Source organism: Buttiauxella sp. AC142 (assembly GCF_979253435.1).
In genome coordinates this window covers 4,037,420-4,062,559 of record NZ_CEEDCH010000001.1, presented here as the reverse complement: position 1 = coordinate 4,062,559, position 25,140 = coordinate 4,037,420, and the positions used below count along the sequence as shown (strand labels likewise).

Here is a 25,140-nt window from a genome sequence, read left to right as displayed (position 1 = left end):
TTGCTGGCCCTGGAATACGCATAGCCTATGAAGCCAATTTTTAGCCGTGGCCCTTCGTTACAGTTTCGCCTGATTTTGGCGGTGCTGGTGGCGATTGGTGTAATGATTGCCGATAGTCGCCTGGGTACGTTCAGTCAGATTCGAACGTATATGGATACTGCCGTCAGCCCTTTCTATTTTGTCTCAAATGGTCCCCGTGAATTGCTCGACAGCGTCTCGCAAACACTGGCATCACGCGACCAGCTAGAACTCGAAAATCGTGCACTGCGTCAGGAGTTGATCCTGAAAAACAGCGAATTACTGATGATGGGTCAATATCGTCAGGAAAACGCACGCCTGCGCGAACTGCTTGGCTCACCGTTGCGTCAAGACGAGCAAAAAATGGTGACACAGGTTATTTCAACCGTTAACGATCCTTACAGTGACCAGGTGGTTATTGATAAAGGCAGCGTCAACGGAGTTTATGAAGGCCAGCCTGTCATTAGTGATAAAGGGGTTGTTGGGCAGGTTGTCGCGGTAGCGAAACTCACTAGCCGCGTTTTGCTGATCTGCGATGCGACCCATGCGCTGCCTATTCAGGTTCTGCGTAATGATATTCGTATTATTGCGGCGGGTAATGGCTGCACTGACGATCTGCAACTGGAACATTTGCCGGCTAACACTGACATCCGCGTAGGCGATGTGTTGGTGACGTCGGGCTTGGGTGGTCGTTTCCCGGAAGGTTACCCTGTGGGTGTCGTTTCTTCGGTGAAACTGGATACTCAACGTGCTTACACCGTGATTCAGGCACGCCCAACCGCTGGCTTGCAACGTCTGCGTTATCTGTTGCTGTTATGGGGCGCGGATCGCGAAGGGAAAACCCCGATGCCACCGGATGAAGTGCATCGTGTTGCCAATGAGCGTTTGATGCAAATGATGCCGCAGGTTTTACCTCCGGCTGATTCTGTTGGCCCGCCAGCTCCGGCTCCTGTACCACCTCCGGCAACGGGAGTGGTACAGACTCCTGCGGTGAACTCCGGTTCTCCTGCTCCTGCGACCCAGGGAGGGCAGTAGTGGGAAGTTATCGTAGCCAGGGGCGTTGGGTAATCTGGCTCTCTTTCCTTATCGCCTTGCTATTACAAGTAATGCCCTGGCCTGACGATTTGAAAGTCTATCGTCCGGACTGGGTTTTACTGATCCTGCTGTACTGGATATTGGCATTGCCGCACCGCGTAAATGTGGGCACAGGTTTTGTGGTGGGTGCCATACTGGATCTGATCAGTGGTTCCACCCTTGGCGTGCGGGCGTTGTCTCTGAGCATCGTTGCTTATCTGGTGGCGTTGAAATATCAGCTATTCCGTAATCTGGCGCTTTGGCAACAGGCTCTGGTCGTTATGCTGTTGTCGCTGATGACGGATGTCATTGTTTTCTGGTCTGAGTTTTTAGTCATCAACGTCTCTTTCCGTCCGGAAATCTTCTGGAGTAGCGTCGTGAATGGCGTGCTCTGGCCATGGATTTTCTTGCTGATGCGTAAAATTCGCCAACAATTTGCTGTGCAATAGGATTTAACATGACATCTTTGTATCTTGCATCGGGTTCCCCACGTCGTCAGGAGCTTCTGACGCAGTTGGGCGTCTCATTTGAGCGCATTATTACCGATGTTGAAGAACAACGACTTAATCATGAAAGCGCGCAACAATATGTTGTACGCCTGGCGCGTGATAAAGCGCGTGCGGGCGTGGCGCTTGCATCCCGTGATTTACCGGTTTTGGGTGCAGATACTATTGTTATCTACAACGGCAACGTGCTGGAAAAGCCTAAAGATGAACAACATGCAGTTGCAATGCTGCGAATGTTGTCCGGCAACCAGCATCAAGTCATGACGGCGGTAGCGCTGGCAGATAGTGAATCGTTGCTGGATTGTCTGGTGACGACTGAAGTGACATTTCGTGCATTATCAGAACAAGATATCGCCGGTTACGTTGCCAGCGGTGAACCTATGGATAAAGCAGGTGCATACGGTATTCAAGGGCTTGGTGGCTGTTTTGTCAGGAAGATTAATGGCAGCTATCATGCAGTAGTCGGCTTACCGCTAGTTGAAACCTATGAATTGCTGAGTAATTTTCACGCATTGCGTGATGGACGAGGAAAACATGACGGCTGAATTATTAGTCAACGTGACCCCATCGGAAACTCGGGTGGCTTACATTGATGGTGGAATACTGCAAGAGATTCATATTGAACGCGAAGCACGTCGCGGGATCGTAGGGAATATCTACAAAGGTCGTGTTAGCCGGGTGCTTCCGGGTATGCAGGCGGCATTTGTAGATATTGGCCTTGATAAGGCAGCGTTTCTCCACGCTTCTGACATCATGCCGCATACCGAATGTGTGGCAGGTGAAGAGCGAAAAAACTTCACAGTACGTGACATCTCAGAATTAGTTCGTCAGGGCCAGGATTTAATGGTGCAAGTGGTGAAAGACCCGCTGGGCACCAAAGGTGCACGTCTGACAACTGATATCACGCTGCCATCGCGTTATTTGGTCTTTATGCCGGGCGCTTCGCACGTGGGTGTTTCTCAGCGTATTGAAAGCGAAGCCGAACGTGAGCGCCTGAAGCGCGTCGTTAATGCCTATTGTGACGAACAAGGCGGGTTCATTATTCGTACCGCGGCTGAAGGCGTCTGTGAAGACGATTTAGCGTCAGATGCGGCATATTTAAAGCGTGTCTGGACGAAAGTCAGCGAGCGCAAAAAGCGTAACAAAACCCGCTGCCAGCTTTACGGTGAATTGGCGCTGGCACAGCGTGTGCTGCGTGATTTTGCCGATGCGGCACTCGACCGTATTCGCGTCGACTCCCGCCTGACTTACGACATGCTGCTGGAATTCACCGCAGAATACATGCCGGAAATGCACGAAAAAATTGAACACTACAGCGGTCGTCAGCCTATTTTTGACTTGTTTGACGTTGAGAACGAAATTCAGCGCGCGCTGGAACGTAAGGTCGAGCTGAAATCTGGCGGCTATTTAGTGATTGATCAAACGGAAGCGATGACCACCGTTGATATCAACACCGGCGCTTTTGTCGGCCATCGCAATCTTGACGATACTATTTTCAACACCAACATCGAAGCGACTCAGGCGATTGCCCGCCAGTTACGTTTGCGTAATCTGGGCGGCATTATCATTATTGATTTCATTGATATGAGTAATGAAGACCATCGCCGACGTGTGCTGCATTCGCTCGAACAGGCGCTGAGTAAAGACCGGGTCAAAACCAGTATCAATGGTTTCTCACAGCTTGGTCTGGTTGAAATGACGCGCAAACGTACTCGTGAAAGCGTTGAACATGTGCTTTGCAATGACTGTCCAACCTGTCATGGGCGCGGCACCGTGAAAACGGTCGAGACAGTCTGCTATGAAATTATGCGTGAAATCGTGCGTGTGCATCATGCTTATGATTCCGATCGTTTCCTGGTTTATGCATCACCTGCCGTAGGGGAAGCGCTGAAAAGCGAAGAGTCCCATTCGCTGGCAGAAGTGGAAATTTTTGTCGGTAAACAAGTCAAAGTGCAGATCGAGCCGCTCTATAATCAGGAGCAGTTCGACGTTGTTATGATGTAACTCGCTGCACGGATAGTGCAGTTTTGAGTTCCGCCCCGGCGGTAGATAAGGAGATATACGTGAGGCGACTGCCCGGCATTTTGCTATTCACTGGCGCTACGCTTATCGTTATCGTCGCACTGCTGGTGAGTGGTCTGCGGCTGGTTTTGCCGCATCTCGATGCCTGGCGGCCAGCGCTACTCGATAAAATCGAAGCCATGACAGGCACGCCTGTCGATGCCAGCCAGATAAAAGCAAGCTGGGAGAATTACGGCCCGACGCTCGATGTGCGCGATATCAAAGCGGGCCTGAAAGACGGCGGCGAAATGAGCGTAAAACGCGTCACGTTAGCGCTCGATCTCTGGCAAAGCCTGCTACATGCGCGTTGGCAATTTCGCGATCTCACTTTTTATCAATTGCAGCTGCGCACCAACACGCCGCTGAGCCAAAACAAAAGCGACAGTAAATTCGAACCAGGCCAAATCAGCGATCTCTTTTTACGCCAGTTCGATCACTTTGATCTGCGTGACAGCTCGCTGAGTTTCTTGACCCTTTCCGGCCAACGCGCCGAACTCGCAATCCCACAACTCACCTGGCTCAACACAAAAAATCGCCACCGCGCAGAAGGGCTTGTGAGCTTGTCGAGCTTTACCGGTCAACATGGCCTGGCAAAAGTGCGCATGGATTTGCGTGACGAAAACGGTTTGCTGAATATTGGCAAGGTCTGGTTGCAGGCTGATAACGTCGATGTGAAACCGTGGCTTGGCCGCTGGATGAAAGATAATGTCGATTTGCAAACCGCTGAATTCACTCTTGAAGCCTGGATGGATATCAAAGATGGTGACATTTCCGGGGGCAACGTCTGGCTGAAACAAGGCGGCGCAAGTTGGGCGGGGAAAAGCACTTCGCATCAGTTGTCTGTTGATAATTTAATGGCCCACGTTAATCGTTCTGACGCGGGCTGGAACCTTGCTGTTCCTTCCACCAATATCACGCTTGATGGCAAAACCTGGCCAAAAGGCTCGCTCGCCCTGGCGTGGATTGCTCCACAAAATGTCGGCGGGAAAGAAAGCACCCGCAGTGATGAATTGCGCATTCGTGCAACAAACATGGAGCTGGAAAGTTTCACCGGCTTGCTGCCTATCGCTGAGAAAATTTCACCAGACCTGGGCGAGATTTGGACCACTCTGAAACCGCGCGGACATATAGACGTGCTGGCGGTTGATATTCCTCTCCAGCAAACCGAAAACACGCGTATGCAAGGGCGCTGGAAAGAGGTCAGCTGGAACCAATGGAAGATGTTACCGGGCGTTGAGCATTTCTCTGGCTCGATTACAGGAAGTGTTGGTCATGGGCAACTGAATGCGCAGGTTCTGGATGCCAAAATGCCTTATGAAGGTGTGTTCCGTGCACCGCTGGAAATTGAACGCGGTGTCGCAACCCTTGAATGGCAGAAAAATGCCGAAGGTTTTCAGCTTGATGGTAAAAACCTTGATGTTAAAGCACGCTCGGTTTGGGCTGCGGGTGATTTCCGTTATTACCAGCCGAAGGATGGCGATCCTTGGTTAGGCATTCTGGCTGGAATTAGCACGCATAATGGCGCAGATGCCTGGCGTTATTTCCCTGAAAACCTGATGGGCAAAGAGCTGGTGGATTACCTCAGCGGCGCGATTCAGGGTGGCGAGGCGGATAATGCGACGCTGGTCTACGGCGGCAACCCGCATCTTTTCCCTTACCTGCACAACGAAGGCCAGTTTGAAGTCTACGTTCCACTGCGTAATGCAAAGTTTGCCTTCCAGCCGGACTGGCCTGCATTAGAAAACCTGAATATTACTCTCGATTTCATTAACGACGGTCTGTGGATGAAATCTGATAAAGTGAAACTGGGCGGCGTGACTGGGCGTAACCTTACGGCGATTATTCCGGATTACTCTAAAGAAAAGCTGTTGATTGATTCTGATATCAGCGGCCCAGGGAGTGCGGTTGGCCCGTACTTCAAAGACACGCCTCTTAAAGATTCGTTATCAGCCGCTCTTGATGAACTCCAGATTGGAGGCGATGTGAATGCTCGCTTACATCTGGATATTCCGCTTGATGGCACCATGACAACGGCAAAAGGCGATGTTCAGCTCAACAACAATACTTTGTTGATAAAACCGCTATCCAGCACCTTGAGCAATCTGACGGGCAAGTTCAGCTTTGTGAATGGCGACCTGAACAGTGAACCGCTGAAAGCAACGTGGTTTAATCAGCCTGTAACCATTGATTTTAATACCAAAACCGGTGACAAGGATTACCAGATTGGGGTTAATTTGCTGGGCGACTGGCAGCCAACAAAAATGGGCATTTTGCCTGAGCCTATCAATAAAGAGTTGAGCGGTAACATTCCATGGAAAGGTGATGTTGCGATAAAACTCCCTTACCGTGGTCAGGCAACTTATCAGGTCAATGTCGATGCGGATCTGAAAAATGTAAGTAGTCACTTACCTGCACCTGTCGATAAAGCAGCAGGTCAGGCTCAGCCGTTGAAAGTCGCAGTAAAAGGTGACCTGAATAGCTTTAATCTGACCGGTAGTGCTGGTGCGAAAAATCATTTTTCCAGCCGTTGGTTGCTCAATAAAAAGCTCACGCTTGATCGGGCTATTTGGGCTTCAAATAGCCAGACTATCCCGCCTTTGCCTGAGAATTCAGGGTTGGAACTCGATCTCCCTGCAATGAACGGTGCGCAGTGGCTGGCGCTGTTTAGCCAGGGAGCCGCTGATAGCGTCGGTAATTCAGCGTCATTCCCGACGAATGTCACCTTGCGAACCCCGTCTTTGACGCTTGGCGGCCAGCAGTGGAACAACCTGAGTCTGGTTTCCCATGCAATACCGGGCGGCACGCGTGTTGAAGCGCAAGGCCGCGAAGTGAATGGCTCTCTGACGATGCAAGATAATGCACCGTGGCGCGCAGCTATCAAGTATCTCTATTTCAACCCTGACTGGAATAGCGGCTCCACCAAATCAGCCAGCCATCCACTCCTTGATGAACGTGGTTCAATTGATTTCCGGTCCTGGCCTGATGTGCAACTGCGTTGCGCTGAATGCTGGTTAATGGGGCAAAAATTTGGACGCATGGAAGCTGACTTTGCGTTCAAAGGAAACACCCTGGAATTAGATAATGGTTTAGTGGATACGGGATTTGCGAGGCTAACCGGCTCCGGGCAATGGGTTAATAGCCCGGCTGAAGAACGTACCTCTATAAAAGGTAAACTTCATGGCGGCAAACTGGATGCAGCGACTAACTTCTTCGGCGTTAAAACACCGATTCAAGGTTCGTCGTTCGACGTCGATTATGATTTGCACTGGCGCGATAAACCCTGGCAGCCAGATGTGGCGACATTAAACGGTATCCTGCACGCCAAATTAGGCAAGGGTCAGATTGCAGATCTCGGCACGGGGCATGCCGGGCAATTATTGCGTCTGGTCAGTGTCGATGCGTTGATGCGCAAGCTGCGTTTTGACTTCAGCGATACTTTCGGAGATGGCTTCTACTTCGACTCGATTCGCAGCACGGCGTGGATTAAAGACGGTCAGTTACACAGCGACGATACGCTGGTGGATGGCCTGGAAGCGGATATCGGCTTGAAAGGTTCCGTGGATTTGGTTCGACGACGTCTTGATGTCGAAGCGGTTGTGGCACCTGAAATTTCCGCGACTGTCGGCGTTGCGACTGCCTTTGTGGTTAACCCAATTATCGGGGCTGCTGTGTTTGCTGCCAGTAAAGTGTTGGGGCCGCTGTGGAGCAAAATCTCCGTGCTGCGCTACCACATCACCGGTCCAGTAGACCAACCGCAAATCAATGAAGTGCTTCGCCAGCCAAGGGTTAATGACGCTAAGTGATTTGACGCGGAACATTAATTGCCGCAAGCTCAATAGATATCTCCAATTGATAGACAAATAAGAGTAGCGAAACGATGAGTCTGAACCTGGTAAGTGAGCAGTTGCTGTCTGCGAATGGCTTAACCCATCAAGATCTTTTTTCCATTTTGGGACAATTGTCCGAGCGTCGTCTCGACTATGGCGATCTCTATTTCCAGTCCAGTTATCACGAATCCTGGGTGCTGGAAGACCGCATCATTAAAGATGGCTCTTATAACATCGATCAAGGTGTTGGCGTGCGTGCCGTTAGCGGCGAGAAAACCGGTTTTGCTTATGCCGACCAGGTCAGTCTTTTAGCGCTGGAACAAAGTGCCCATGCTGCGCGAAGCATTGTGCAGGAAAAAGGGAATGGTCGTGTCCAGACTTTAGGTGCGGTGCAACATAGCGCGCTTTATACCAGTGCAGATCCGCTGCAAAGCATGACGCGTGAAGAGAAGCTCGACATCCTGAAACGTGTTGATAGCGTGGCTCGTGCGGCAGATAAACGCGTTCAGGAAGTCACGGCCAGCCTGACTGGCGTCTATGAATTGATTCTGGTGGCGGCAACTGACGGCACTCTGGCGGCAGATGTTCGCCCCTTGGTACGACTTTCTGTCAGTGTTCAGGTTGAAGATAACGGCAAACGCGAGCGCGGTTCTAGCGGCGGCGGCGGTCGTTTCGGTTATGAATTTTTCCTTGAAACCATTGATGGCGAAGTTCGCGCTGATGCCTGGGCGAAAGAAGCTGTGCGCATGGCGCTGGTGACTCTTTCTGCCGTCGCAGCTCCAGCGGGCATGTTCCCGGTGGTGCTTGGCGCAGGCTGGCCAGGCGTTCTGCTGCATGAGGCGGTAGGCCACGGTTTAGAAGGTGATTTTAACCGTCGTGGGACTTCCGTATTCAGCGGTCAGATGGGCCAGTTGGTTGCTTCTGAACTGTGTACCGTTGTTGATGATGGCACCATGGCAAACCGCCGGGGTTCAGTCGCCATTGACGACGAAGGTGTTCCGGGTCAATACAATGTGTTGATTGAAAACGGCGTGCTGAAAGGCTACATGCAGGACAAACTCAATGCTCGCCTGATGGGTGTTGCGCCAACGGGGAATGGCCGTCGCGAATCTTATGCACACTTGCCAATGCCGCGCATGACTAACACCTACATGCTGGCAGGTAAGTCGACGCCGCAAGAGATCATTGAATCCGTGGAATACGGTATTTATGCCCCGAACTTTGGTGGCGGGCAGGTTGATATCACATCCGGTAAATTTGTGTTCTCAACATCCGAAGCGTATCTCATCGAGAATGGCAAAGTCACAACGCCAGTTAAAGGTGCAACGCTGATTGGCTCCGGCATCGAAACCATGCAGCAGATTTCGATGGTCGGTAATGACCTGGCACTGGATAACGGCGTCGGTGTGTGCGGCAAAGAAGGGCAGAGTTTGCCTGTCGGTGTCGGCCAGCCAACGCTTAAAGTCGATAACCTGACGGTTGGCGGCACAGCGTAATACTCTACTTTCGATAGTCATAAACTGCCGGGTTAATCCCGGCAGTTTTATTTTCAATACTGCCCATTTTACCCCACGTCTTTACCGCGTCCTTTGTTGTCGCGTACCCCTTGATAAAGATGCGAAACCTTCACGAAATACTCGGTCAGGTAGTTAATACAAACTTGTACTTTCAGAGGCAGCTTATCTTTTTCGGTATACAGTGCGTACACCGGACGAGGATCGGATTGATAGCTCGGCATTAAGATCTCAAGCGTCCCTTCATTGATCTCATCGATCACCCACATCAGCGGAACGTAAGCGATCCCGGCACCTATTTTTAACCAACGGCTTAACGTCATGGGATCGTTGGTGACGAATCGCCCTTGCGGGATCATCTTCGTGGTAAGCCCTTCGGGCGCGATCAACTCGAATTCATTGTGCGGGCGAATGCTGTATTCAAGCCAGGAATGACTGGCAAGATCGGCGGGCTTTTCTGGCGTGCCGTTTTGTTGCAGATAACTTTTAGCGGCACAAATTACCATCGGCATCGATCCGAGGCGTGTGGAGAACAGGCTTGAATCCTGCAAAGCACCGACACGAATAACCACGTCCAGGCCATCGGCAATCAGGTCCGGCGCTGGGATTCCCGTCACCAGGTTTACCGTCAATTCCGGGTATTCTTTGAGCATGTCTGCGGTCATGGACGCGAGGACATTTTGTGCCATAGTTGAAGAACTGCCGATACGTAGCGTTCCGATGGGCGTGTTGTTGAAAGCATAAAGCTGCTCATGTACTGCTTGCGCTTCATGCAGCATTTTACGGCAGCCAAGAAAGTATATTTTACCGGCCTCGGTTAGCCCAATGCTGCGTGTGCTGCGGTTTAGCAACTTAACTTGCAACTCGTCTTCGAGTTTTGAAACCGTTTGGCTGATGGACGACACGCTCATTTCAAGCTGTCTGGCCGCGGCGGTAAAAGAGCCAAGTTCGACAACTTTGGCGAAAACCGACATGCGCTTAAGTCTTTCCATTGTTCACTCTGAGTGAAAAGTGATTTAGATCACAGATTATAGATAACGGGCTAACTATTGCGGTAATATATTATTAACAACACGACCCGTATCATTCGTTTGCTCAGCATTCCTGGCTGTCCCAGGGTTTGTGTCTTCTGTATTTTCTGCAAGGTTAACATGAGTCTATTTCCCGTTATCGTGATATTCGGTCTTTCTTTTCCGCCGATATTCTTCGAGCTGATTTTATCGCTGGCGTTGTTCTGGTTGGTTCGCCGTCTGCTGACTCCGACGGGAATTTATGATTTTGTCTGGCACCCGGCATTATTTAACACAGCGCTTTATTGCTGCCTGTTTTATCTGATCTCGCGCCTGTTTGTTTGAGGTTGATGTGAAAGCACTTACAACAAAAATGATCCGCACTGCCATCACACTAATTCTGGTGCTGCTGGCTTTCATCGCTATCTACCGCGCCTGGGTGTTTTATACCGAATCACCGTGGACGCGTGACGCCCGCTTTACCGCAGACGTTGTCGCGATTGCACCCGATGTCTCCGGCTTAATTACCGATGTGAAGGTCCACGACAACCAATTGGTGAAGAAAGATCAGATTCTCTTCACTATCGATCAGCCTCGTTATCAGAAAGCTTTAGAACAAGCCCAAGCCGATGTTTCCTACTACCAGGTTTTAGCTGGCGAGAAACGCCGTGAAGCCGGGCGTCGTAATTCATTAGGCACGCAGGCAATGTCGCGTGAAGAAATCGAACAGTCCAACAATGTGCTTCAGACGGTTTTGCATCAGTTAGCCAAAGCTGAAGCAACCCGTGATTTAGCCGAACTGGACTTGCAACGTACCATCATTCGCGCACCAGCAGAAGGTTGGGTAACTAACCTGAATGTGTATACCGGTGAGTTTATTACCCGTGGCTCAACCGCTGTGGCGCTGGTCAAACGTGGCTCTTTCTACATTCTTGCCTACATGGAAGAAACCAAGCTTGACGGTATTCGCCCAGGATACCGGGTGCAAATTACACCGCTTGGCAGTAATCGTATATTACGTGGAACGGTCGATAGCCTTTCGGCCGGGGTGACGAATGCCAGTAGCACCAGAGACAGTAAAGGTATGGCGACTGTTGATTCCAATCTCGAATGGGTGCGCCTGGCGCAACGTGTGCCGGTACGCATTCACCTTGATGAGCAACAGGCAAATCTCTATCCCGCCGGGACAACGGCAACCGTCGTGGTAACAGGGGATAAAGACAGAAATACTGACCACGAATCGGTATTCATTAAACTCATGCATCGTTTGCGTGAGTTCGGTTAAGCGTAGGTCGATATGTATTATATTTCGCGGTTACATTTGCGCTTCGCCTTCAAATTGGCTTTTGCCATCGTGCTGGCGCTATGGGTAGGGTTTCATTTTGAACTGGAAACCCCGCGCTGGGCGGTGCTGACGTCCGTGTTGGTCGCCGCGGGGCCTGCTTTTGCGGCGGGCGGTGAACCCTATTCTGGAGCGATTCGCTATCGCGGAATGCTGCGTATTGTAGGCACATTTATTGGTTGTTTCGCCGCGTTATTCATCATCACCACACTGATTCGTGCCCCGGTCGTTATGTTGCTGGTATGCTGTATCTGGGCCGGATTTTGCACCTGGATTTCGTCGCTAGTTAAAGTCGAAAACTCTTATGCCTGGGGTCTTGCGGGCTACACCACGCTGATTATTATTGTCACCATTCAAGCCAATCCTCTGGTGGCACCGCAGTTTGCCGTTGAGCGATGCAGTGAAATTGTCATTGGTATTGTTTGCGCCATTATTGCCGACTTAATTTTCTCCCCGCGTTCGATTAAAAAAGAAATCGATCGTCAACTTGATAGCTTGCTGGTGGATCATTACCGCCTGATGCAGTTGTGTATTGCGCATGGCGATAAAGAAGAGGTCGATAGGGCCTGGGCAAGCCTGGTTCAGCGCACCACTGTGATTGAAGGAATGCGCGATAACCTGAAGATTGAATCTGCTCGTTGGGGACGTGCGAACCGCCGCCTGAAAGCACTGAATGCGGTTTCTCTGGCATTGATTACTCAGGCGTGTGAAACCTTCCTGATTCAAAATACGCGCCCTGAATTTGTCACCCCTGAATTTCGCGAGTTATTTGAAACGCCGGTAGAAACAGCTGCGGATGTGCATCAGCAGTTGAAAGTTATCCGCAAAGTCGTATCTTTCGCTGGTGAGAAATATACCCCTGTCACCATCCGTAGTTGGGTTAACGAGGCGACGCGCTATTTAGTGCTGAAACGGGGTGTTATCAGCAATACTCGTATCAATGCGATTGAAGAAGAGATTTTAACCCAGGAAGTGGTGGTAAAAGTGCAATCAGCTGAAGGCCACCACGCGATGATCAATTTCTGGCGTACCGCCATTTCTTGCCTGTTGGGCTGCTTGTTCTGGCTTGCGACCGGTTGGACATCCGGTAGCGGTGCCATGGTCATGATCGCGGTGGTCACATCGCTCGCTATGCGTTTGCCGAACCCTCGCATGGTGGCGTTAGATTTTCTCTACGGAATGCTGGTGGCGTTGCCGCTGGGGGGACTCTATTTTCTGGTCATCATTCCCGCGACACAGCAAAGTATGGTGCTGCTTTCTATTAGCCTTGCGTTGTTGGCGTTCTTTATTGGTATCGAAGTACAGAAACGGCGGTTGGGTTCGATGGGGGCGCTGGCCGGGACAATTAACGTTATCGTGTTAGATAACCCCATGACGTTTCACTTCAATACATTTTTGGATGGCGCGTTGGGGCAAATTATTGGCTGTTTCGTGGCATTGATGGTGATACTCATCATCCGTGATAATTCGAAAGCCCGAACGGGTCGCACGCTGTTGAACCAGTTTGTCTCTGCGGCAGTTTCCGCATTAACAACCAACAAGGCTCGCCGCAAAGAAAACCATCTGCCCGCGCTGTATCAGCAGCTTTTCTTACTGCTGAATATGTTCCCGGGTGATATCCCGCGTTATCGCCTGGCGCTGACATTAATCATTGCGCACCAGCGTCTACGTGATGCGCCGATACCGATGAACGACGATCTTTCGGCATTCCATCGCCAACTGCGCAAGACAGCAGACAAAGTGACTTCGGCCTCCAGCGATGACAAAAAGCAGCGTTACTTCAAGCAATTGCTGGAGGAACTGGACATCTACCAGGAAAAATTGCGTATCTGGGAGGCGCCATTACAGGTCACCGAGCCGGTACGGCGATTAGCCGAGGTGCTGCATAAATACCAGCACGCATTCATCGCTGCCTGACCCGAGCCGACGCCATGCGTCGGCTTTTTTGTATCTATACTTACCAGATGCCCAATTCATAACAGGAGAAAACTATGACAAATCAGGCACTCCAGGACAGTGAATTATTTAACACCGGTTATCTGGTCAATGGTGAATGGCGCAAACTCAGCGCAACCTTCGATGTTCTCAACCCGGCTACCGGCGAAGTTGTCGCGAAAGTGGCAAAAGCCGGTAAAAAAGAGGTGGAAGAAGCGATTGCCGCTGCGGCTAAAGCTTTCCCTGCATGGCGTGCAAAAACCGCCAAAGAACGTTCCACGATTCTCTATAAGTGGTTCCAGTTAATTATCGAGAACAAAGCCTGGCTCGGGCGCTTAATGACCACAGAACAAGGCAAACCGTTGAAAGAGGCGGAAGGCGAAGTCGAGTATGCCGCAAGTTTTATCCAGTGGTTTGCCGAGCAAGCCAAGCGTGCAAATGGTGAAATTATTCCTCCGGCGAAACCCGGTTCACGAATTTTAGCCACCCGGGAGCCTATCGGCGTAGTTGCGGCTATCACGCCGTGGAACTTCCCAATGGCAATGCTGACTCGCAAACTAGGCCCGGCGCTTGCCGCGGGTTGTACCGGCGTGATTAAACCTGCTAATAACACTCCGCTGTCTGCATTTGCATTGCTGGCTCTGGCGAAGAAAGCCGGTGTCCCAGATGGTGTACTCAACGCCGTGGCGGGGAATACGCAAGAAATTAGCGATGCAATTATGGCCAGCCGCGACGTTCGCAAAATATCATTCACCGGTTCCACTGCAGTGGGTAAAACCCTGGTGCGTAATGCGGCTGAAACAATGAAAAAGGTGTCGATGGAACTTGGCGGCAATGCGCCGTATATCGTCTTTGAAGATGCTGATATTGACGAAGCCGTGAAGGGGGCTGTCGCGAATAAATTCCGTAATGCAGGCCAGGTCTGCGTTAGCGTTAACCGTTTCTTTATTCAGGAAAAGGTCTACGACCAGTTCGTCAACAAACTCGCGGATGCCGTTAAAGCCCTGAAAGTGGGTAATGGTCTTGAAGAAGGCGTTGTTGTAGGGCCATTAATTGAAAAATCTGCGGTCGATAAAGTCCGTGAACATGTTGAAGATGCGCAGGCGAAGGGCGGAAAAGTGCTGGTAGGCGGGAAGAGTCATGAATTGGGTGGCAACTTCTGGCAACCAACGGTGATAGTGGATGCCACCGATGATATGAAACTCGCGCAGGAAGAAACCTTTGGCCCGTTGGCCGCCTGCTTCAGTTTCAAAACGGAAGAGGAAGTGATTGAGCGAGCGAATAACACACCATTTGGTTTAGCGGCCTACTTCTATACTCAGAATCTGGCCCGCGTATTCCGTGTCTCGCAAGCGATTGAAAGCGGGATGATTGGTATCAACGAATGCGCCGTTTCGACCGAGCTGGGGCCGTTTGGTGGTGTGAAAGAATCCGGACTGGGTCGGGAAGGTTCCGTGTTAGGTCTGGATGAGTTTCTGGAAGTCAAAACCTTGCATATTGGCGGGCTATAGTCACCACAATGCGAATGGGTTAGGTGGCAATCTATGAAAAAATACACCTTTGATTTTAGTCAGATAGAAGATCAGCCGGGATTCTATCGCCACTTTATCCAGGTTTTTCAACTTGAGAAAAAACAGGTTCACGATCTCGATAGTTTGTGGGATGTCGTCGTTGGGGATATTTTGCCGCTCCCGGTAGAGATTGAATTTGTTCATCTACCAGAAATGCAAAGGCGGCGGTATGGCGCTTTGATTTTGCTTTTTGACGAAGCGGAAGAGGAGCTGGAAGGGCAATTGCGGTTTAACGTGCGTGGCTAACGCTGATTTAAACCCATAAAAAAGCCCCCGCGAGCGGGGGCAAAGTCGCCAGATTTGACGACGAGGGTTTATTTATACAGTTCAGCGGTGGCGTGCCAGGTATCGCCTGAACGTGCTTCGGTAATGCGATAAGCAGAGGCACCTTCCTGAGTCGCTTTCTGTGATAATTCATGACGCATATCCATCGGCGCGCTACCCACCTGGCTTACTGAAATACTGCCCATGGACTGCATGTTTTGAGCTTGTTCGTTAGTGACCTGATGTGCGGCTGCATTAGCGCCGAAAGAGATCACGGAGAAAAGGCTAAGTGCTGCGATGGTTAATTTGGTTTTCATGATGTCTACTCCTGAATAAGTTTTTCAACGACCGGAAGGGCTTAAGTGCATTTATTGTTCTTGGGGTCGTCATTTTGTTTAAACGGTAAATCACTATTATTTATGGCTAACGACTGTTATTTGTACAGCTCAGCAGTTGCGTGCCATGCATCGCCAGAACGTGCTTCGGTGATACGGTAAGAAGAAGCACCTTGCTCTTCAGCTTTTTTATTCAACATCTGGTGCATATCCATTGGTGCGCTACCTACCTGGCTTACAGAAACGGAACCCATTGACTGAAGGTTCTGCGCTTGTTCAGCGTTGATAGAAGTGGCTGCGAATGCACCAAATGACAGCATTGAAAGCAGGCTAGCGGCTACTACTGTTGATTTCATGTTCATGGTTTTTACCTCGTCGTATTCTTTTATTGGGGTCTTCATTTCGTGACCCTCATCACAAAATCAAGTATACACTAATAACTCACAAAATTAATACCCTGCTAATTATTCTCTATGAAACTTTACAATAATAGAGGCTTTGGTTATTACGTAAAGTTATTAAAAATGGATGTATATTGCTATTTTTGTGTTAAATATAAGTAAAAACAATGGGATGTCAGACTTTGATTTTTTGTGCGGTTTATCACATAACTGGCTGATGCAAGCGAGATTTAGGCTTAGAAAGAAGGTAAAACCGGGATTTACTGACAATGGATGTGAGCAGGGGGATTGTTACGGAGGTGTTGTTCCCGTTGTTCATTCACAACGGGAATGGAGTATTAACGCTTACAGTTCTTGTTCAAACAGCACCAGAATCGCTTCATACAATTCTTTCACGGTAAAGTTTTTCGCGGGAGTGGTGAAGATAGTGTCATCCCCGGCAATGGTTCCCAGAATGCCTTCCGCTTTACCTAAAGAATCCAGCAGGCGCGCAATAAGCTGCGCAGCACCAGGACTGGTATGAATGACCACAACGGCATCGTTGTAATCAATATCCAACACCAGATTTTTTAGCGGGCTGGAAGTGGTTGGCACGCCAAGCTCTGCCGGTAAGCAATACACCATTTCCATTTTTGCGTTGCGGGTACGCACGGCGCCGAACTTTGTCAGCATGCGAGAAACTTTGGACTGATTAATATTTTCAAAACCATCGTTTTGCAATGCATGGACGATCTCGCCCTGAGAACTGAATTTCTCTTCTTTTAATAGTGCTTTGAATGCTTTGACTAATTCTTCTTGTTTTGAGGAAATACGCATAGGTTACCCATTTAAAGGTCAACAAAGATAACATTATTATGCATTTAAATGAATTATTATGCAAATGAATGGCAGGTTGTCAGCCTGAAATAATGTTATGAAAGAGGCGGATTTTATCAAATTTTGTTATCGAGGAACATGCCTTCGTCACGACTCGAAAATATGTAGGTAAGTAAATCAAATGTTATCAAAATGATGTTGTTTTGCTGCGTAGGGAGGGGTAATGTAACCGCCGTTGATGTGACAACATCAGGTTGTGACCGGGCGCTCAGGCGTCGTTTCCACCCGGTGAGTAAATGCAGCAGTAACGCTTCAGGGATGCGTAACTTCGCAAACCTTAAGCGGGAAGATTGTAATTACCCCTTCTCTGGATTATGGTCGCCACCGCATGGAGTTACGGCACCTATTTGCTAACCATAATAAGGAGTTTAGGATGAAAGTTGCAGTCCTCGGCGCAGCAGGCGGAATCGGCCAGGCGCTTGCCCTTCTACTCAAGACCCAACTGCCTTCAGGTTCAGAACTCTCTCTGTATGATATTGCACCGGTAACCCCAGGTGTTGCAGTCGATCTGAGTCATATCCCTACTGATGTGAAAATTAAAGGTTTCTGCGGTGAAGATGCTACACCAGCGCTGGTGGGTGCTGATGTCGTGCTTATCTCCGCCGGTGTCGCTCGTAAGCCAGGTATGGATCGCTCGGATCTGTTTAACGTCAACGCGGGAATCGTTAAAAATCTGGTTCAACAGATTGCTAAAACTTGCCCGAAAGCCTGTATCGGTATCATCACGAACCCGGTGAATACCACTGTTGCTATCGCAGCTGAAGTGCTGAAAAAAGCAGGTGTGTACGATAAGAACAAACTGTTTGGCGTGACTACGCTAGACATCATCCGCTCCAACACCTTTGTTGCGGAACTGAAAGGCAAACAGCCGACCGAGATCGAAGTCCCTGTCATCGGTGGCCACTCTGGCGTGACTATTCTGCCATTGCTGTCTCAGATCCCAGGCGTAAGCTTCACCGAGCAAGAAGTTGCTGACCTGACTAAACGTATCCAGAATGCGGGTACTGAAGTTGTGGAAGCGAAAGCGGGTGGCGGATCTGCAACTCTGTCAATGGGTCAGGCTGCTGCACGTTTTGGTCTGTCTTTGGTGCGTGCGCTGCAAGGCGAAAGCAACGTGGTTGAATGTGCGTATGTAGAAGGTAACGGCGAGCACGCTCGTTTCTTCTCTCAGCCATTGCTGCTGGGCAAAAATGGAATCGCGGAGCACAAGTCTTACGGAAAACTGAGTGCGTTTGAGCACCAGGCGCTGGAAGGCATGCTGGATACTCTGCAGAAAGACATTACCCTTGGCGAAGAGTTTGTTAACAAATAAACCCTGCGCTTAAGCGAAAAAAAACCGGAACACTGATTCCGGTTTTTTATTGCCTGGAGTTCACTGCTTATTAGTTAGTGGCGGGATATTCCTGAATCGTTACCTGCAACGTCAGCTTTTTATCTTCACGCATCACTTCAACAGGAATGACTGAGCCTGGGCGAATCTCCGCTACCTGGTCCATTGTCCCCAATGCGGATATGGCCGGTTTATGGTTCACGGAGATAATCACGTCATTAACCAAAAGACCTGCTTTTGCTGCCGGGCCATCAGGGGTAACTTCATTAACGATGATCCCTTGAATTTGATCGATACCCGTTGCCGGGCCATGCAATGGCGTAATCTCACGACCGCCAATACCAATATAGCCACGAATTACGCGTCCATCGCGGATCAGCTTATCCATGATTTTTGTCGAAAGCTGAGTCGGGATCGCAAAGCCGATACCTTCAGGGGTTTCGCCATCGTTGCTTTTATCAAACGACAATGTATTGATGCCCATTAGCTCGCCGAGGGAATTGACCAGCGCACCACCGGAGTTACCATGGTTAATTGAAGCGTCCGTTTGCAGGAAGGACTGGCGGCCAGAAGGGCTAAGGCCAATACGGCCGGTTGCACTAATAATCCCCTGCGTAATGGTTTGCCCGAGGTTATACGGGTTACCAATCGCCATCACAACATCGCCAATATGCGGCATGCGCTTATTATTGATAGGGATGACAGGGAGATTGGTGGCGTTAATTTTCAGCACCGCTAAATCAGTCAGGCTATCTGAGCCAACCAATAAAGCTTCAAACACTCGGCCATCTTGCAGAGCAACGATGATTTGCTCGGCATCATTAATGACGTGTTTGTTAGTAATGATGTAGCCGCGTTCATCCATGATGACGCCAGAGCCGAGGGTTTTAATTTCTAACTGATTTTGTGAGTTGTTGCCGACACTGCGGTTGTAAACGTTGACCACAGCAGGCGCAGCGCGTCGCACCGCAGTGTTGTAGCTCAGCGGAGTTTCATCGGCACTGTCAAACTTCGAGGGTGCTAAGGGGATGATTTTTTGGCGCAGTGAAGGTAACGATACCAACAATATGCCAGCCACAATCAGGCCAATCACCACCGAGCGTAATATCTTCAGAAACATGGATTTGTATTAGTTAATAATAAGCCGGGAGCAGAATAGCATGAGTTAATCGGACATCGTATAGAGATGTCCGATTACTGAGCAGATTAGCGTACTAAGAGATAGATACTTTCTTCGCCGCGAGCCACATGCAAAGCAATAACGTCGGGTTTAGTTTCCAGAACCTTACGCATCTCCGCAATGCTTGAAACTCGTTCGCGGTTTACACCAATGATGAAATCGTCTTTGTGCAGGCCCGCTTGTGCCGCTGGCGTGCCTTTCTCAACGCTGTCGAGTTTGACACCTTTTGTACCATCTTTGAGCTGACCATCGCTTAATGTCGCGCCCTGCAAGGCTGGCATAATTAGCTCGGCGTTCGCAGATGAGGCGGTGCTCTTATCAAGCGTAACGCTCACTTCCAGCGGTTTGCCGTCGCGCAGCAAGCCTAGTTTCACTACGGTTCCAGGCTCAGTAGTGGCAATTTTTGCGCGCAATTCGGCAAAACTGCTGATGGTTTTACCATTCAGGCTGGTAATCACATCACCCGCTTTCACACCCGCTTTTGCCGAACCCGATTGCGGTAAGACTTCGCTGACAAATGCGCCACGTTGGGTGGTCAGGTTGAATGCTTTGGCAATATCAGCACTCATCTCTGTGCCTTTAATACCAAGCAAGCCACGTTTGATCTCGCCAAATTGCATCAGCTGTTTGGCCAGGGTCTGCGCCATATTGCTTGGGATAGCAAAGCCGATACCGACGCTGCCGCCGCTTGGCGCGAGGATAGCGGTGTTAATACCAATAAGTTCGCCATTCAGGTTCAGCAATGCGCCGCCGGAATTACCACGGTTAATTGAGGCATCGGTCTGGATAAAGTTTTCCAGCCCTTCCAGGTTCAGACCGCTACGACCTAAAGCCGAAACAATCCCTGACGTTGCCGTTTGCCCCAGGCCGAATGGGTTGCCGACCGCAACGGCAAAATCACCGACGCGCAGCTTATCGGAGTCGGCAACGGCGATTTGAGTCAGGCCACTTGCGTTCTGAATTTGAATCAGCGCGATATCACTTTGGTCATCGCCACCAATCAGTTTGGCATCAAATTCACGCCCATCATTGAGCTGCACGCTGATTTTTTCGGCATGATTGATGACGTGATTGTTAGTCAGCACATAACCTTTTTCGGCATTAATAATCACGCCTGAACCCAAACCCTCAAAAGGCTGGGCTTCCGAAGGAGGCATATCATCGCCAAAGAATTTCTTAAACTCTTCCGGGACTTTCTGGGCAGGCGCTGCCGCTGTCCCTTCTACCTGAACACTCACCACGGCAGGTAAAACTTTTTCCAGCATTGGTGCAAGGCTTGGCAAAGCCGGTTGACCCGGAATTTGTGCTGGCAACGCCGCATTCACCTGAGATGTCACACCGAACGTCAGTCCGACGCTTAACGCTAAGGCACTCAACAACAGTGTTTGTTTCTTCATTGATGGCTTGCTCTCGTGACCTGAACCTGGAAAAGGAAAACCCGATAACACTCCGATGTTATTGAAATATCAGCCGGGTAACAATGCTGTTATAGAGTGAAGTAACACAAGTAAATGATAGCTGTGCTGGAGAGAGATTGGGGTACGAAAGCGGTACCCCAAGAAAATATTCTGGATTTGTGATTAATCGCGTTTTGCGCGTTCGGTACGCAGCAAACCGGATGCGCCATCAGAGTAGTCACGCGGCATCTGCACCGGTGCCTGATCGTTGCTGGCTTCAGACTCAGCAAGGCGATTGCGGAATGGATTCTCTTCGGCTGACATTTCAGGCAGCAGGCTGCTGGAGCTTTTTGCCATGTGTTGATAAAGCTGGCGATAATCATGTGCCATGTTGTCCAGCAACTCGGCGCTGCGGGCAAAGTGGCTGACTAACTCTTCGCGATACTCTTCAAGTTCTGCTTTGTTTTTCTCAATCTCGTACTGCATTGCCTGCTGCTGACGCAGCTTGCGGTTGCCAAAACGCATAGCAACTGCACCAACGATGATGCCAACAACTAACCCAATTAGCGCATATTCCCAGGTCATGAACTTCTCCCGTTGTCTTGTGTTTCCGTAGGGTAATGTAGCCACTATAACCGTTAACCTAAGAGAAGTGGAATCCTGACGCAGCATCGCTTAGGGTAGAACGGCCTTTTTTTCGACAACCGTCCCTTTTTGAGCATTAAGTAAACGGCAATCCGATTTTTAAGGAAATACCATAATACCATGCAAAATCTCTCCCCAGCATCGCGCTACCAACAAGCCCTGAATGAGGGCAGCTACCAACCTGATGATGTTCAGCGTGAGGCCGTAACCCGGTTGGACGCTATCTGGCAGGCTTTGAGCCAGCAAAAGCCGACTGAGCCTGTGAATGGTGGTTTCTTTGGCAAACTCTTTGGCAAACGTAATGTCGCGGTGAGTCAGGAAGCGGTTCGCGGGTTGTATATGTGGGGCGGAGTAGGGCGCGGGAAAACCTGGCTCATGGATATGTTTTTTCAGAGTCTACCTGGCGAACGCAAGTTACGGCTGCATTTCCACCGTTTTATGCTGCGTGTCCATGAAGAGTTGGCGGCGCTTCAGGGGCAAACCGATCCCCTGGAAGTGATTGCTGACCGCTTTAAAGCAGAAACAGACGTTCTATGCTTCGATGAATTTTTTGTCTCTGACATTACAGATGCCATGCTGCTTGGCACGCTGATGCAAGCTTTGTTCGCGCGTGGGATCACGCTGGTGGCTACATCTAATATTCCACCTGATGAATTGTACCGTAACGGCTTGCAGCGCCCGCGCTTCATCCCTGCGATTGATGCGATTAAACGGCACTGTGAAGTGATGAATGTCGATGCCGGTATTGATTACCGACTGCGAACGCTGACTCAGGCCCATCTCTGGCTTTCCCCGTTGAACGACGAAACCGCGCAGCAGATGGAAAAACTCTATGCCGCGTTAGCAGGTACGGCGAGGGAAGGGGAACCGGTGCTCGAAATCAACCACCGTCCGTTAGCCACGCTTGGGTTGGCGAATCAGACACTGGCGGTAGATTTCAACACGCTATGCGTTGACGCCCGGAGTCAGCATGACTACATCGCGCTCTCACGCCTCTTCCATACTGTGATGCTATTTAATGTGCCCGTGATGAACACCCGTAACGAAAATGAAGCGCGGCGGTTCATTGCGTTGGTGGATGAGTTTTACGAGCGCCACGTTAAATTGGTGGTTTCAGCGCAGGTTCCGCTGTTCGAGATTTACCAGGGGGAGAGATTGCGCTTTGAATTCCAGCGCTGTCTGTCGCGTCTGCAAGAAATGCAAAGTGAAGAGTATTTACGCTTGTCGCACATGCCGTGAACCGCAGTTTGAACGTAGAGTGACCATAAAGTGTGACAAAAACTACAAAAAGGTTCGACCTTTAGGGGCGACTTCCCTATAATCTTGCGACCCCACGTTACAACCAAAGTTTTTTTCCCAAAACTTGGTCGTGCTGGCATTGGCTATTCGAAGGGGTAGGTTTGCCGGACTTTGTCGTGTGAACCTTGAACTGATTTTAAACGTTTGGGTGAACACCTACGTGTAACTATATATTGGGTAAGCTTTTAATGAAAACTTTTACAGCTAAACCAGAAACCGTACAGCGCGACTGGTTCGTTGTTGACGCTGACGGTAAGACCTTAGGTCGCCTGGCTACTGAATTGGCTCGCCGTCTGCGCGGTAAGCACAAAGCGGAATACACTCCGCACGTTGATACTGGTGATTACATCATCGTTCTGAACGCAGAAAAAGTTGCTGTAACCGGCAACAAGCGTACTGACAAAGTGTATTACCATCACACCGGCCACATCGGTGGTATCAAACAAGCGACCTTTGAAGAGATGATTGCCCGCCGTCCTGAGCGTGTGATTGAAATCGCGGTTAAAGGCATGCTGCCAAAGGGCCCGCTGGGCCGTGCTATGTTCCGTAAACTGAAAGTTTACGCGGGCACCGAGCACAACCACGCGGCACAGCAACCGCAAGTTCTGGACATTTAATCGGGATTATGGCAATGGCTGAAAATCAATACTACGGCACTGGTCGCCGCAAAAGTTCCGCAGCTCGCGTGTTTATCAAACCGGGCAGCGGCAAAATCATCATCAACCAACGTTCTCTGGAACAGTACTTCGGTCGTGAAACTGCCCGCATGGTAGTTCGTCAGCCGCTGGAATTGGTTGATATGGTTGAGAAATTCGATCTGTACATCACTGTTAAAGGTGGTGGTACTTCTGGTCAGGCTGGTGCGATCCGTCACGGTATCACCCGCGCTCTGATGGAGTACGACGAGTCCCTGCGTGGCGAACTGCGTAAAGCTGGTTTCGTTACTCGTGATGCTCGTGAAGTTGAACGTAAGAAAGTCGGTCTGCGTAAAGCACGTCGTCGTCCTCAGTTCTCCAAACGTTAATTGTCCTCTGCTTTTGCAGAATACAATTCGCGAAAAGCCCGGTCTTGTACCGGGTTTTTTTATGCCTGAAAATTATATTTAGCGTTGCTAACTATTTGATGTTGAATATGTTTTAGACGAATTCCAGATCCATTCCCCACAAAACCCGTAAAATCTGGTAAACTATCAACCAATTTTCTGCCCAAAGGTCGGCATCCGGTTGTTTTCGCCTTGTTTTCGCCTTGTTTTCTGGCGACTGGTGGTTTTCCGGCGTATCTGGGTATCAAACGGTCAGGTTAGTTGCCGCTTACTGCGGCCATTAGCAGTAATTTTCTGAATAAACTTGGAGGTTTTCATGGCTGTCGCTGCCAACAAACGTTCGGTGATGACGCTGTTTTCCGGTCCTACTGACATCTATAGCCACCAGGTACGTATCGTCCTGGCTGAAAAAGGTGTTAGCGTTGAAATTGAGCATGTGGAAACGGATAACCTGCCTCAGGATCTGATTGACCTCAACCCAAATCACAGCGTACCGACCCTGGTTGACCGCGAACTTACTCTGTGGGAATCCCGCATCATCATGGAATATCTTGATGAGCGTTTCCCGCACCCACCATTAATGCCGGTTTACCCGGTTGCACGTGGTGAAAGTCGCCTGTACATGCATCGTATCCAGAAAGACTGGTATTCCCTGATGCACATCGTGATGAACGGTTCTGCTCAAGAAGCTGATGCTGCACGCAAGCAATTACGTGAAGAATTGCTGGCAATCGCACCTGTATTTACTCAGAAACCTTTCTTCCTGAGTGATGAGTTCAGTCTGGTAGATTGCTACCTGGCACCACTGCTGTGGCGTTTGCCGCAGATGGGTATTGAGCTGACAGGCGCAGGTTCTAAAGAGATGAAAGGTTATATGACTCGCGTATTTGAGCGTGATTCATTCCTCGCTTCTCTGACCGAGCCTGAGCGCGAAATGCGTCTGCAAACCCGGGGCTAATTGATGGATATGTCACAATTGTCACCACGTCGTCCGTATCTACTTCGTGCTTTTTACGAGTGGCTGCTGGATAACCAGCTCACACCGCATCTGGTGGTGGATGTGACATTGCCTGGCGTACATGTTCCTATGGAATATGCTCGCGACGGGCAAATTGTCCTGAATATTGCACCACGTGCAGTAGGAAACCTGGAATTGGCCAACGGTGATGTGCGTTTTAACGCGCGCTTCGGTGGTGTGCCACGCCAGGTATTTGTTCCTATGGCCGCGGTTCTGGCTATTTATGCTCGTGAAAACGGCGCTGGTACAATGTTCGAACCAGAAGCCAGTTATGACGAAGATGTTGAAAGTCATAATGATAACGAGCAGTTGTCGTCTGATTCAGAAATGGTCATGCAAGTGATTGATGGCTCACGCCCCGATCACGATGAAGATGACAACGACCCGGATAACGAGCCACCTCCGCGTGGTGGTCGTCCGGCGTTGCGCGTAGTGAAGTAATTCAAAGATATTATCCGCGTAGCTTGCCAGTAAAAATGCAAATCGAAGCCAGTC

Annotated in this window: 24 protein-coding genes; 17 read left to right on the top strand and 7 right to left on the bottom strand. The window is 49.9% G+C overall.

Annotation, left to right across the window (positions count from 1 at the left end; translation table 11 throughout):
- Nucleotides 1-27 precede the first annotated feature (27 nt).
- From mreC to tldD, 6 genes are all read left to right on the top strand, one after another.
- Nucleotides 28-1,053, top strand: a complete 1,026-nt coding sequence (mreC, locus tag AC0IWZ_RS18815) for a rod shape-determining protein MreC (RefSeq protein ID WP_115627129.1) — start codon at nucleotides 28-30, stop codon at nucleotides 1,051-1,053.
- Complete coding sequence (mreD, locus tag AC0IWZ_RS18810; RefSeq protein ID WP_034498903.1) at nucleotides 1,053-1,541, top strand: rod shape-determining protein MreD; 489 nt, start codon at nucleotides 1,053-1,055, stop codon at nucleotides 1,539-1,541. The genes mreC and mreD overlap by 1 nt, the downstream gene beginning before the upstream one ends.
- An 8-nt stretch (nucleotides 1,542-1,549) precedes the next feature.
- The gene (locus tag AC0IWZ_RS18805; protein WP_410374045.1) at nucleotides 1,550-2,143 is read left to right on the top strand and encodes a Maf family protein; all 594 of its coding nucleotides are present in this window, start codon (nucleotides 1,550-1,552) and stop codon (nucleotides 2,141-2,143) included.
- Entirely contained in the window at nucleotides 2,133-3,602 is a 1,470-nt protein-coding gene (gene rng / locus AC0IWZ_RS18800) for a ribonuclease G (RefSeq protein ID WP_034498898.1), read from the top strand. Before AC0IWZ_RS18805 ends, rng begins: the two co-directional genes overlap by 11 nt.
- Before the next feature lie 59 nt (nucleotides 3,603-3,661).
- A complete protein-coding gene (gene yhdP, locus AC0IWZ_RS18795; RefSeq protein WP_471678718.1) occupies nucleotides 3,662-7,462 on the top strand; it encodes an AsmA2 domain-containing protein YhdP in 3,801 nt (1,266 codons plus the stop codon).
- Between the two features lie 74 nt (nucleotides 7,463-7,536).
- Complete coding sequence (gene tldD / locus AC0IWZ_RS18790) at nucleotides 7,537-8,982, top strand: metalloprotease TldD (protein WP_034498895.1); 1,446 nt, start codon at nucleotides 7,537-7,539, stop codon at nucleotides 8,980-8,982.
- A 68-nt stretch (nucleotides 8,983-9,050) separates the two neighbouring features.
- Here tldD and aaeR read toward each other — a convergent pair whose 3' ends face one another.
- Nucleotides 9,051-9,992, bottom strand: a complete 942-nt coding sequence (aaeR, locus tag AC0IWZ_RS18785; protein WP_034498894.1) for an HTH-type transcriptional activator AaeR — start codon at nucleotides 9,990-9,992, stop codon at nucleotides 9,051-9,053.
- A 159-nt stretch (nucleotides 9,993-10,151) separates the two neighbouring features.
- Between aaeR and aaeX the strand changes: the two genes are divergently transcribed.
- The 5 genes from aaeX (at nucleotide 10,152) to AC0IWZ_RS18760 (ending at nucleotide 15,104) form a co-directional block, all read left to right on the top strand.
- Nucleotides 10,152-10,355 (top strand): p-hydroxybenzoic acid efflux pump operon protein AaeX, encoded by a 204-nt coding sequence (gene aaeX / locus AC0IWZ_RS18780; protein ID WP_034498893.1) that lies wholly within the window; start codon nucleotides 10,152-10,154, stop codon nucleotides 10,353-10,355.
- A 28-nt stretch (nucleotides 10,356-10,383) separates the two neighbouring features.
- Nucleotides 10,384-11,295, top strand: coding sequence for a p-hydroxybenzoic acid efflux pump subunit AaeA (gene aaeA, locus AC0IWZ_RS18775; protein ID WP_410374053.1), 912 nt, complete (start codon nucleotides 10,384-10,386; stop codon nucleotides 11,293-11,295).
- Nucleotides 11,296-11,307: 12 nt separating this feature from the next.
- Complete coding sequence (aaeB, locus tag AC0IWZ_RS18770; RefSeq protein WP_471678719.1) at nucleotides 11,308-13,269, top strand: p-hydroxybenzoic acid efflux pump subunit AaeB; 1,962 nt, start codon at nucleotides 11,308-11,310, stop codon at nucleotides 13,267-13,269.
- A gap of 74 nt (nucleotides 13,270-13,343) precedes the next feature.
- Entirely contained in the window at nucleotides 13,344-14,798 is a 1,455-nt protein-coding gene (locus AC0IWZ_RS18765) for an NAD-dependent succinate-semialdehyde dehydrogenase (RefSeq protein ID WP_471678720.1), read from the top strand.
- Nucleotides 14,799-14,831: 33 nt separating this feature from the next.
- Nucleotides 14,832-15,104 (top strand): barstar family protein, encoded by a 273-nt coding sequence (locus tag AC0IWZ_RS18760; protein ID WP_034498890.1) that lies wholly within the window; start codon nucleotides 14,832-14,834, stop codon nucleotides 15,102-15,104.
- A 68-nt stretch (nucleotides 15,105-15,172) separates the two neighbouring features.
- Here AC0IWZ_RS18760 and yhcN (AC0IWZ_RS18755) read toward each other — a convergent pair whose 3' ends face one another.
- The 3 genes from yhcN (AC0IWZ_RS18755) to argR all read right to left on the bottom strand — a co-directional run bounded on the left by yhcN (AC0IWZ_RS18755) (nucleotide 15,173) and on the right by argR (nucleotide 16,674).
- Entirely contained in the window at nucleotides 15,173-15,439 is a 267-nt protein-coding gene (gene yhcN, locus AC0IWZ_RS18755; RefSeq protein ID WP_034498889.1) for a peroxide/acid stress response protein YhcN, read from the bottom strand.
- A 116-nt stretch (nucleotides 15,440-15,555) separates the two neighbouring features.
- Nucleotides 15,556-15,819, bottom strand: a complete 264-nt coding sequence (gene yhcN / locus AC0IWZ_RS18750) for a peroxide/acid stress response protein YhcN (RefSeq protein ID WP_034498968.1) — start codon at nucleotides 15,817-15,819, stop codon at nucleotides 15,556-15,558.
- A 384-nt stretch (nucleotides 15,820-16,203) separates the two neighbouring features.
- Nucleotides 16,204-16,674 (bottom strand): transcriptional regulator ArgR, encoded by a 471-nt coding sequence (gene argR, locus AC0IWZ_RS18745; protein ID WP_034498888.1) that lies wholly within the window; start codon nucleotides 16,672-16,674, stop codon nucleotides 16,204-16,206.
- A gap of 433 nt (nucleotides 16,675-17,107) precedes the next feature.
- Here argR and mdh point away from each other — a divergent pair, with 433 nt between their 5' ends.
- Nucleotides 17,108-18,046 carry a malate dehydrogenase gene (mdh, locus tag AC0IWZ_RS18740; protein ID WP_034498887.1) on the top strand — a complete coding sequence of 313 codons (939 nt, stop codon included), beginning with the start codon at nucleotides 17,108-17,110 and terminating at the stop codon, nucleotides 18,044-18,046.
- A 70-nt stretch (nucleotides 18,047-18,116) separates the two neighbouring features.
- On the opposite strand, the gene degS is transcribed toward mdh, so the two are convergent.
- The 3 genes from degS to zapG all read right to left on the bottom strand — a co-directional run bounded on the left by degS (nucleotide 18,117) and on the right by zapG (nucleotide 21,226).
- A complete protein-coding gene (degS, locus tag AC0IWZ_RS18735; protein ID WP_034498886.1) occupies nucleotides 18,117-19,184 on the bottom strand; it encodes an outer membrane-stress sensor serine endopeptidase DegS in 1,068 nt (355 codons plus the stop codon).
- Nucleotides 19,185-19,270: 86 nt separating this feature from the next.
- The gene (degQ, locus tag AC0IWZ_RS18730) at nucleotides 19,271-20,641 is read right to left on the bottom strand and encodes a serine endoprotease DegQ (RefSeq protein WP_034498885.1); all 1,371 of its coding nucleotides are present in this window, start codon (nucleotides 20,639-20,641) and stop codon (nucleotides 19,271-19,273) included.
- Between the two features lie 183 nt (nucleotides 20,642-20,824).
- Nucleotides 20,825-21,226, bottom strand: a complete 402-nt coding sequence (gene zapG, locus AC0IWZ_RS18725; RefSeq protein WP_034498884.1) for a Z-ring associated protein ZapG — start codon at nucleotides 21,224-21,226, stop codon at nucleotides 20,825-20,827.
- A gap of 180 nt (nucleotides 21,227-21,406) precedes the next feature.
- Between zapG and zapE the strand changes: the two genes are divergently transcribed.
- From zapE to sspB, 5 genes are all read left to right on the top strand, one after another.
- Nucleotides 21,407-22,525 (top strand): cell division protein ZapE, encoded by a 1,119-nt coding sequence (zapE, locus tag AC0IWZ_RS18720; RefSeq protein ID WP_471678721.1) that lies wholly within the window; start codon nucleotides 21,407-21,409, stop codon nucleotides 22,523-22,525.
- Between the two features lie 248 nt (nucleotides 22,526-22,773).
- Nucleotides 22,774-23,202 carry a 50S ribosomal protein L13 gene (rplM, locus tag AC0IWZ_RS18715; protein ID WP_034459800.1) on the top strand — a complete coding sequence of 143 codons (429 nt, stop codon included), beginning with the start codon at nucleotides 22,774-22,776 and terminating at the stop codon, nucleotides 23,200-23,202.
- Between the two features lie 14 nt (nucleotides 23,203-23,216).
- The gene (rpsI, locus tag AC0IWZ_RS18710) at nucleotides 23,217-23,609 is read left to right on the top strand and encodes a 30S ribosomal protein S9 (protein WP_034459799.1); all 393 of its coding nucleotides are present in this window, start codon (nucleotides 23,217-23,219) and stop codon (nucleotides 23,607-23,609) included.
- A 334-nt stretch (nucleotides 23,610-23,943) separates the two neighbouring features.
- Nucleotides 23,944-24,585: a stringent starvation protein SspA gene (gene sspA / locus AC0IWZ_RS18705; RefSeq protein WP_034498882.1), complete on the top strand. Its 642-nt coding sequence runs from the start codon at nucleotides 23,944-23,946 to the stop codon at nucleotides 24,583-24,585.
- 3 nt (nucleotides 24,586-24,588) lie between these two features.
- On the top strand, nucleotides 24,589-25,086 hold the full coding sequence (gene sspB / locus AC0IWZ_RS18700) for a ClpXP protease specificity-enhancing factor (protein WP_034498881.1): 498 nt from the start codon (nucleotides 24,589-24,591) through the stop codon (nucleotides 25,084-25,086).
- Nucleotides 25,087-25,140: the final 54 nt, after the last annotated feature.

Bases quoted from the DNA above. Each gene is read 5' to 3' on its own strand.
- mreC (WP_115627129.1), top strand. From the start codon at position 28: ATGAAGCCAATTTTTAGCCGTGGCCCTTCGTTACAGTTTCGCCTGATT.
- AC0IWZ_RS18805 (WP_410374045.1), top strand. From the start codon at position 1,550: ATGACATCTTTGTATCTTGCATCGGGTTCCCCACGTCGTCAGGAGCTT.
- rng (WP_034498898.1), top strand. From the start codon at position 2,133: ATGACGGCTGAATTATTAGTCAACGTGACCCCATCGGAAACTCGGGTG.
- tldD (WP_034498895.1), top strand. From the start codon at position 7,537: ATGAGTCTGAACCTGGTAAGTGAGCAGTTGCTGTCTGCGAATGGCTTA.
- aaeR (WP_034498894.1), bottom strand. From the start codon at position 9,992: ATGGAAAGACTTAAGCGCATGTCGGTTTTCGCCAAAGTTGTCGAACTT.
- aaeX (WP_034498893.1), top strand. From the start codon at position 10,152: ATGAGTCTATTTCCCGTTATCGTGATATTCGGTCTTTCTTTTCCGCCG.
- aaeA (WP_410374053.1), top strand. From the start codon at position 10,384: ATGATCCGCACTGCCATCACACTAATTCTGGTGCTGCTGGCTTTCATC.
- aaeB (WP_471678719.1), top strand. From the start codon at position 11,308: ATGTATTATATTTCGCGGTTACATTTGCGCTTCGCCTTCAAATTGGCT.
- AC0IWZ_RS18765 (WP_471678720.1), top strand. From the start codon at position 13,344: ATGACAAATCAGGCACTCCAGGACAGTGAATTATTTAACACCGGTTAT.
- AC0IWZ_RS18760 (WP_034498890.1), top strand. From the start codon at position 14,832: ATGAAAAAATACACCTTTGATTTTAGTCAGATAGAAGATCAGCCGGGA.
- yhcN (WP_034498889.1), bottom strand. From the start codon at position 15,439: ATGAAAACCAAATTAACCATCGCAGCACTTAGCCTTTTCTCCGTGATC.
- yhcN (WP_034498968.1), bottom strand. From the start codon at position 15,819: ATGAACATGAAATCAACAGTAGTAGCCGCTAGCCTGCTTTCAATGCTG.
- argR (WP_034498888.1), bottom strand. From the start codon at position 16,674: ATGCGTATTTCCTCAAAACAAGAAGAATTAGTCAAAGCATTCAAAGCA.
- mdh (WP_034498887.1), top strand. From the start codon at position 17,108: ATGAAAGTTGCAGTCCTCGGCGCAGCAGGCGGAATCGGCCAGGCGCTT.
- degS (WP_034498886.1), bottom strand. From the start codon at position 19,184: ATGTTTCTGAAGATATTACGCTCGGTGGTGATTGGCCTGATTGTGGCT.
- degQ (WP_034498885.1), bottom strand. From the start codon at position 20,641: ATGAAGAAACAAACACTGTTGTTGAGTGCCTTAGCGTTAAGCGTCGGA.
- zapG (WP_034498884.1), bottom strand. From the start codon at position 21,226: ATGACCTGGGAATATGCGCTAATTGGGTTAGTTGTTGGCATCATCGTT.
- zapE (WP_471678721.1), top strand. From the start codon at position 21,407: ATGCAAAATCTCTCCCCAGCATCGCGCTACCAACAAGCCCTGAATGAG.
- rplM (WP_034459800.1), top strand. From the start codon at position 22,774: ATGAAAACTTTTACAGCTAAACCAGAAACCGTACAGCGCGACTGGTTC.
- rpsI (WP_034459799.1), top strand. From the start codon at position 23,217: ATGGCTGAAAATCAATACTACGGCACTGGTCGCCGCAAAAGTTCCGCA.
- sspA (WP_034498882.1), top strand. From the start codon at position 23,944: ATGGCTGTCGCTGCCAACAAACGTTCGGTGATGACGCTGTTTTCCGGT.
- sspB (WP_034498881.1), top strand. From the start codon at position 24,589: ATGGATATGTCACAATTGTCACCACGTCGTCCGTATCTACTTCGTGCT.